This is a genomic window from Methylobacterium sp. M6A4_1b, assembly GCF_053345175.1.
The window spans coordinates 21,469-28,062 of sequence record NZ_JBKEZQ010000035.1; the positions used below are offsets into that span (position 1 = coordinate 21,469).

The 6,594-nt window shown below is 71.1% G+C and carries 6 protein-coding genes; 3 read left to right on the forward strand and 3 right to left on the reverse strand.

Annotated elements, in window-relative coordinates:
* The first annotated feature begins 14 nt into the window (after positions 1 to 14).
* On the forward strand, positions 15 to 980 hold the full coding sequence (locus tag ACLBWX_RS21120) for a UDP-glucuronic acid decarboxylase family protein (protein ID WP_447678939.1): 966 nt from the start codon (positions 15 to 17) through the stop codon (positions 978 to 980).
* 19 nt (positions 981 to 999) lie between these two features.
* On the opposite strand, the gene ACLBWX_RS21125 is transcribed toward ACLBWX_RS21120, so the two are convergent.
* Both ACLBWX_RS21125 and ACLBWX_RS21130 read right to left on the reverse strand, forming a co-directional pair.
* On the reverse strand, positions 1,000 to 3,108 hold the full coding sequence (locus tag ACLBWX_RS21125; protein ID WP_447678940.1) for a GumC family protein: 2,109 nt from the start codon (positions 3,106 to 3,108) through the stop codon (positions 1,000 to 1,002).
* A gap of 155 nt (positions 3,109 to 3,263) precedes the next feature.
* Positions 3,264 to 3,521 carry a hypothetical protein gene (locus tag ACLBWX_RS21130; RefSeq protein ID WP_447678941.1) on the reverse strand — a complete coding sequence of 86 codons (258 nt, stop codon included), beginning with the start codon at positions 3,519 to 3,521 and terminating at the stop codon, positions 3,264 to 3,266.
* A gap of 232 nt (positions 3,522 to 3,753) precedes the next feature.
* Here ACLBWX_RS21130 and ACLBWX_RS21135 point away from each other — a divergent pair, with 232 nt between their 5' ends.
* Complete coding sequence (locus ACLBWX_RS21135; RefSeq protein WP_447678942.1) at positions 3,754 to 4,014, forward strand: hypothetical protein; 261 nt, start codon at positions 3,754 to 3,756, stop codon at positions 4,012 to 4,014.
* 194 nt (positions 4,015 to 4,208) lie between these two features.
* Positions 4,209 to 5,114, forward strand: a complete 906-nt coding sequence (locus ACLBWX_RS21140) for an AraC-like ligand-binding domain-containing protein (protein WP_447678943.1) — start codon at positions 4,209 to 4,211, stop codon at positions 5,112 to 5,114.
* Between the two features lie 226 nt (positions 5,115 to 5,340).
* Here ACLBWX_RS21140 and ACLBWX_RS21145 read toward each other — a convergent pair whose 3' ends face one another.
* Positions 5,341 to 6,546 carry an IS701 family transposase gene (locus ACLBWX_RS21145; protein WP_447678234.1) on the reverse strand — a complete coding sequence of 402 codons (1,206 nt, stop codon included), beginning with the start codon at positions 6,544 to 6,546 and terminating at the stop codon, positions 5,341 to 5,343.
* Positions 6,547 to 6,594: the final 48 nt, after the last annotated feature.

Here is a 6,594-nt window from a genome sequence, read left to right on the forward strand (position 1 = left end):
GTTCGGACACGGGCATGCGATACGGCGCGACGAAGACGATTCTGGTCACCGGCGGCGCCGGCTTCCTGGGCTCCCATCTCTGCGAGCGGTTGCTGGAGCAGGGGCACGAGGTCCTCTGCGTCGACAACCTCTTCACCGGATCCCGCCGCAACATCGCCCCGCTGCTCGACCATCCGCGCTTCGAGTTCATGCGCCACGACGTGACCTTCCCGCTCTACGTCGAGGTCGACGAGATCTACAACCTCGCCTGTCCGGCCTCGCCGGTGCACTACCAGTTCGATCCGGTGCAGACGGCCAAGACCAGCGTCATCGGCGCGATCAACATGCTCGGCCTCGCCAAGCGGCTGAAGATCAAGATCTTCCAGGCCTCGACCAGCGAGGTCTACGGCGACCCGGAGGTGCATCCGCAGCCGGAGGAATACTGGGGCCGGGTCAACCCGATCGGGTATCGCTCCTGCTACGACGAGGGCAAGCGCTGCGCCGAGACGCTGTTCTTCGACTATCACCGCCAGCACGGCATCGCGATCAAGGTGGCGCGCATCTTCAACACCTACGGCCCGCGCATGCACCCCAACGACGGGCGGGTGGTGTCGAACCTCGTGGTGCAGGCCCTGCGCAACGAGGACATCACCCTCTACGGCGACGGCTCGCAGAGCCGGGCCTTCTGCTACGTCGACGACCTCATCGACGGCATCCTGCGCCTGATGGAGACCGGCTCCGAGGTCACGGGTCCGATCAATCTCGGCAATCCGGGCGAATTCTCGATCCGCGAACTCGCCGACCTCGTGATCGAACTGACCGGCTCGCGCTCGCGCATCGTCACCCGCCCGCTGCCGCCCGATGATCCGCGCCAGCGCCGGCCCGACATCACCCAGGCCAGGGCGGTCCTCGGCTGGGCGCCGACGGTCCCGCTCCGCGAGGGCCTGATGCAGACGATCGGCTACTTCGACCGCCAACTCGGCGCGAACGCCCCCGCCTGACGGGGGCCGCTCCGGCGGCTCAGTCGAGCGCCTCCGCCCCGGTGAGCACGAGGCCGACATAGGGCCGCGGGCCGATGGCCGCGAGCGCGCGGTCGAGGGTGGCGTAGCGGCTCTGCCCGTGGCGGACGGTGACGAGCACCGCGGTGACGCGGGGATCGGCCGCCAGGCGCTCGGCGATGGCGTCGGCGCCGATCAGGCCGACATGGATCACCACGAGGTCGTAGGCGTCCTGCGTGCCCAGGATGCTGTCGACGTAGCTGCGCAGGTCGCTGCGCGCGGTCTGGCCGTCCTGCGGGATCAGGGCGAGGCCCGAGCGGTGGCGCACCAGCACGTCGGAGAGGTCGCCCCGGCCGGGCACCTGGCCGCCGCGCCGGGGCGGCAGGCCGACTTCGCGGGTCACGGTGCCGTCGGCGGAGGCGTCGACCAGGAGGACGCGCTCGTTCTCCTGGGCGGCCGAGGCGGCGTAGTCGAGGGCGAGCATCGAGCGGCCGGCGACGTCGTCGGCGGAGGTGACCACGATGACGTGCGGGCGCTTGGCCGGCAGGTCGCGGCGCAGGCGGTTGCGCAGCCGCGTGATCGCGATCTCGTAGGGTCCGCTGCCCAGGCGGTCGGTCCCGTTGCGGGCGCCGCGCGGCAGGGCCGGCAGGAGGCCGAGGATGAGGCGCTGGGTCCGCGTCCCCAGGCGCGTGCGCGAGCGGATGCGCCCGCTGACCTGCTCGGCCATCAGGCTGCCGCCGATGCCGAGCCCGAGGCCGGCGACGAGGGCGGCCGCGAGCACGATGGCGGCGGGCGGACCCTGGCGCCGGGCGGGCGGCAGGGCCGGCGAGATGATGCGCGAGGTCGAGGTGTCGAGCTGCTGCTGCTCCTGCAATTCGCGGGTGCGCACCAGGAAGGCCTCGTAGACGCCGCGCCGGGCGTCGACCTGGCGCTCCAGCTCGCGCAGCTTCACGAAGCTGTCGCCGACCTTCAGGGCCTCGGCCTTGCGCTTCTCCAGCGCTTGCGAGAGCTCGGTCACGTTGGCCATGCTGGCGCGGTACTCGTTGCGGATGGCGGCGCCGATGCGCTTCACCTCGGCGTCGAGCTGGTTGCGGGCGCTGCGCACCTGCACGTCGGAGGCGTTCATCGCGGGGTGGCGCTCGCCGAGGCTGGTGGCCGCATCCGCGCGCTGGCGCTCGGCCTGGGCGAGCTGGCCGCGCAGCTGCCCGATGGTCTGCGACTGCAGCACCTCCTGGATCGAGTCGAGCTTGGCCGGGTCGCCGCCGGTCGCGCCCTCGATCTGGCGGAGCTTGGCCTGCTGCTCGGCGGCCTTGGCGCGGGCGGCGCCGAGCTGGTCGCTGAGCTGGCCGAGCTGCTGCTCGCTCACGAGCTGGGTGCGGGTGCCCACGAGGTTGTTCTTGGTGCGGAAGGCCTGGGCCGCGTTCTCGGCCTGCTGGACGCCGTCGCGCAATTCGCCGAGGCGGCTGCTCAGCCCCTCGCGCGCCCGCCGGATCGCCTCGGAGCGGTTGCCGATCTCGGTGGCGAGGTAGGTCTCGGCGACGCTCTGGGCGATGCGGGCCGACTTCTCGCGGTCGTTCGACGAGACCGAGACGTCGACGGCGAAGCTGCGCTCCAGGCGCTTGGCCGACATCCGGTCGCGCAGGGCGCGCAGGGCCGTGAGGGCCGGGTCGCCCTCGGGCTCGGCGGCGCGCCCGAGGAGGCTCCCGACCCAGGCCCGGAAGCGGTCGAGGGCGCCGGGCTCGACGAAGTCCGGGTCGGCGGCGAGGCGCTGCGAGGCCACGACCTTGCGCAGGACGTCGTCCGACTGGAGCACCCGGAGCTGGCTGTCGACGAGGAGGAGGGTGGATTCGTTGGCCTGGCCCTGCGGGTTGGCCTCGTCCTTGAGCACGGCGAGGCCGCGCGGGTCGATGAGGAGCTGGACCGTCGCGGCGTACTGGGCGGGCAGCGAGAGGTAGCCCGCCGCCAGGCCCAGGAGGACGAGGACCGGCAGGATCACGCTCAGCCAGCGGCGGCGCAGGATGCGGCCGACCTCGCCCATGTCGAAGAACCAGGGCAGGGGCTCGCGCGCGGTCTCGGTGCCGGCACCGAGATGCTGCAGGATCGCAGGGGTGGCGCGTTCGATGACAGCCATGGACGCTTTCCGTTACGCAGTCGACGCGGGGCGGGCGCGGTGTCCGCCGCTGTCCCGGATCGGGACGGCGCGGCCCGCCGAGTCCCGCTCCGGTCGGTCGTTCCGGCCGATTCCGGCACGTCGCGCGCCGAACCCAGCCTGTTGCCCGTTCCGTTTCACGAACTGCGCCACCCGCTCGGGACGCCGGCATCCGGCAACGGCGCGCTCGGCGCCGGTACCGGCGCGGGCGTCCGGGGACAGGCCTGCACGTGCCCGTCCGGCGGCGGCCGGACCCGGATGAAGGCCACGAGGCCGGCACGCGCCGGCACGTCGACGGTCCGGTCCTGGAGGATGCGCGGCGTCGTCCCGGCGCTGAGCGCGCGCATCGGCACGCGGGACGCGCCGAAACGGCGCCCGCCGAGATCGCGTCTCATGCCTCCGGGAGAGGGGTGTGAGCAGGGCCGCCGGGGCGAAGCCGAGGCCGGTCAGGCCGGTGAGCATGCCGGTGAGGACCGGCGGCATGACGGCGAAGCTGCGGCCCGGCACCGTCGCCCGCACGAGCCGGGCCTCGGGCCGGCGGAACGCCACCGCGAGCCTGCGCCGGAGCACGGGATCGGGCATAGCGAACCGGGCGCGGATCGCCGGGACGCGAAACAGGTTCGGCACGTGTCTCCCTCCCTCACGGTCTGCGGCTTCGACGCCGACGACACTTCGGCTGTGAAGCGTTTCGCCGGCGTGAATTGCTCCCGAAACGCGGCCGGACTTCGGCGTTATCGTAAATGGCAGCAGAACGGACTCGACGATCCCTGGTGGTCGAAGACGGGGAGCGAGAAAAGCTTGTGGACGGCGTCTGCCGTTCCGCCCGGCACCGGTGCCGGCCGCGCCGAGCCTGTCCGGGCGACAGGTCCGATCCTGACGAAGATGTGAGTTCCGTCGATCTGGAGACGAACAGGCCTGCGGTTCTACGGTCGATCGCCTGTATCGTTCACCATTATGACGGTACGGCCCCAACACAGGTCCGAGCCGGTCAGGTCGCGTCGGGGATGTCGTGCAAAGGGTCCGGTCCGGCCCGTGCACGCCTGTCGCCCACCGGCGCTCCGCCGACCGTCGAACGAGATGCGATGTCCGAGACGCCGACTTCGGAAGATTTCGATCCGGAAACGCCGGATTCCGAAACGCCCGCCGCCGCGATCCCGTGCGACCGGTTCCGCCTGCCCGCCGATCCGGACCGGCGGGCGGGCTCGTGGGAGGCGCATCTCGCGTCGATCTACGCGGTGACGGTCGCCCGGGACGCCGACCTGTCGGCGGGCATCGGGCTGACGACCTACAATTTCGGTCCCGTGCTGCTCGGCAGCGTCTCGGCGCCGGCCCAGCGCCTGGAGCGCAACGCCCGCATGATCGCGCGCCAGGGCATCGACCACGTCCTGCTGCAGTTCTACACGGTCGGGCAGAGCACGGTGGAGAATGGGCGCCGGGCCGCCGCGGTGAAGCCGTGGCAACTGGTCGTCTTCGACATGTCCCAGCCGGCGGTGACCGAGGCGGAAGCGGTCTGCGCCACCAACATCATGCTGCCCCGCGCGCTCCTGGCCGACCACATCGCGACGATCGAGGGCCTGCACGGCCAGTCCCTGGATTACGGCGGCACGCCGGTGCGTCGGCTGTTCCACACCTTCCTGTCGGGGCTCGCCTCCTGTGCCGAGGGCTTGAACGCCCACGAGGCCCGCCACCTCGCGCTTTCGGCCGCGCATCTCTGCAGCGCCTGCTTCCGGCCCGACGAGGGCGCCGCCCGGGCCTCCGACCAGCTGACCAGCATCGCGATCCGCCGGTTCATCGAGGCGGAACTGGGCTCGGAGGCACTGGATGCCCCCGCGATCCTCGCCCGGTTCGGCCTGTCCCGCTCCAACCTCTATCGTCTGTTCGAGGCCGATGGCGGGGTCGCCGCCCATATCCGCGAGCGGCGCCTGCTGCGTGCGATGCGCCTGCTGACCGCGCCTGGCGGGAAGCCGCGCGTTTCGTCCGTGGCCTAGCATTACAGTTGCGTTTTGGTGTGTGATGTCTGTTGGGTGGCTGTCCTGGGCTTCGGGCCTTGTCGTCGCCGTTTGGGGTGTGCGGTACGGCGTTTGAGATGGGCTTGGCGGGCGGCGGCCTGATGCGCCCGTCGCCAGAGCGACCATGCGATGACGTGAGCGGGCTGGATGCGCCGCTGCGCGAGACGGACCGCGATGCGGCGGATCTCCTGCACTGACCAGCGGATCAATGGGCGCGCGGTCTCGTCCGAGCCGGTCTTTTTGGGGGCGGTGCGTTGGCGTGACGGCGGATCACCGCCAGCAGGGCAAAGGCCATCATCACCAGGCTGACGTGTCGGTGCCAGCCGTGCCAGGAGCGGGTCTCGTTGTGAGCGAGCCCGAGTTCGGTCTTGGCCGTCTCGAACGCATCCTCGATGCTCCAACGCCGTCCCTCGACGTCGACCAGGGTCTGGATCGGCGTGCCGGCCGGGCACCAGGTCGTGAAGTAGAACCGCTCGTCGTCAGCCAGGCTGCGCCGGATCAGGAGCCCCCGCGTCCACAGGCCGGTCTGGTCGTCGGCACCATCGAGGTCGGCCAGTTCGCAGTAGGCCCAGTCGTACAGCCGCGCGCCCTTCGTCCCGTCGCCCGCCGACAGACGCGTCCAGGCCGTCGGAGCAAGGCCGTTCGCGATCGCCTCGGCGGTGCCCGCCACCGGTGGCTTGTCGATCCAGGAATTGAGCCTGTGATCACTCTTGACCCCGAGCACGTAGCCCTTGCCCGCCCGGCGTAGCGCTTGTCCGATGTCGCCGACCCCGTACACGGTATCGGCCGCCACCCAGGAAAACGGCACGTCGGCGGCCATCGCCCGCTCGATCATCGCCAGAGCCAGCCCCGGCTTGGTCGCGAAGGCCGTCCCCTCCGGCACGTGGGCGGCGGCCAGCCGGGCCGGATCCGAAGTCCAGGTCTTGGGCAGGTACAAGGCCCGATCGATGAAGGCATGACCGTGCCGTGAGGCGTAGGCCGCAAACACGCCGATCTGACAGTTCGTAATCTTGCCGGCCGAGCCGGTGTACTGACGATGCACGCCGCACGAGGCTTTGCCCTGCTTGAGGAAGCCGGTCTCGTCGAGGACCAGAACCGCATCTGGGTCGGCCAGCGTCTCCAGGGCATAATCCCGCACCACGTCGCGCAGGGTGTCGGCATCCCAGCGTCCGCGACCGAGCACGGCCTGTTGACGCCAAGGCCCAGGATCGCCCGCGGCTTCCGCCCGCATCCAACCGGTCTTGCGCCGCTCCGTGCCGAGCAGTCCGTCCAGGAACGCGCCCGCCGAGGCGGCGACCCGCTCCTGGGTGAACAGGGGCCGCATGCGCCCCTTCACGTCTCGCAGCGACGAGGCCCACAACTCCAGCGTCGCCTCGACAGAGGTCCCGGTCGTCCATGATGCGCGAATCATGGTGAGGCAGAGATTCAGAACCTCGTCGGAAACGCAACTGTAATGCTA

Coding starts and splice junctions, on each gene's coding strand:
- ACLBWX_RS21130 (WP_447678941.1), bottom strand. CDS start 3,521: ATGAGACGCGATCTCGGCGGGCGCCGTTTCGGCGCGTCCCGCGTGCCG.
- ACLBWX_RS21125 (WP_447678940.1), bottom strand. CDS start 3,108: ATGGCTGTCATCGAACGCGCCACCCCTGCGATCCTGCAGCATCTCGGT.
- ACLBWX_RS21140 (WP_447678943.1), top strand. CDS start 4,209: ATGTCCGAGACGCCGACTTCGGAAGATTTCGATCCGGAAACGCCGGAT.
- ACLBWX_RS21145 (WP_447678234.1), bottom strand. CDS start 6,546: ATGATTCGCGCATCATGGACGACCGGGACCTCTGTCGAGGCGACGCTG.
- ACLBWX_RS21120 (WP_447678939.1), top strand. CDS start 15: ATGCGATACGGCGCGACGAAGACGATTCTGGTCACCGGCGGCGCCGGC.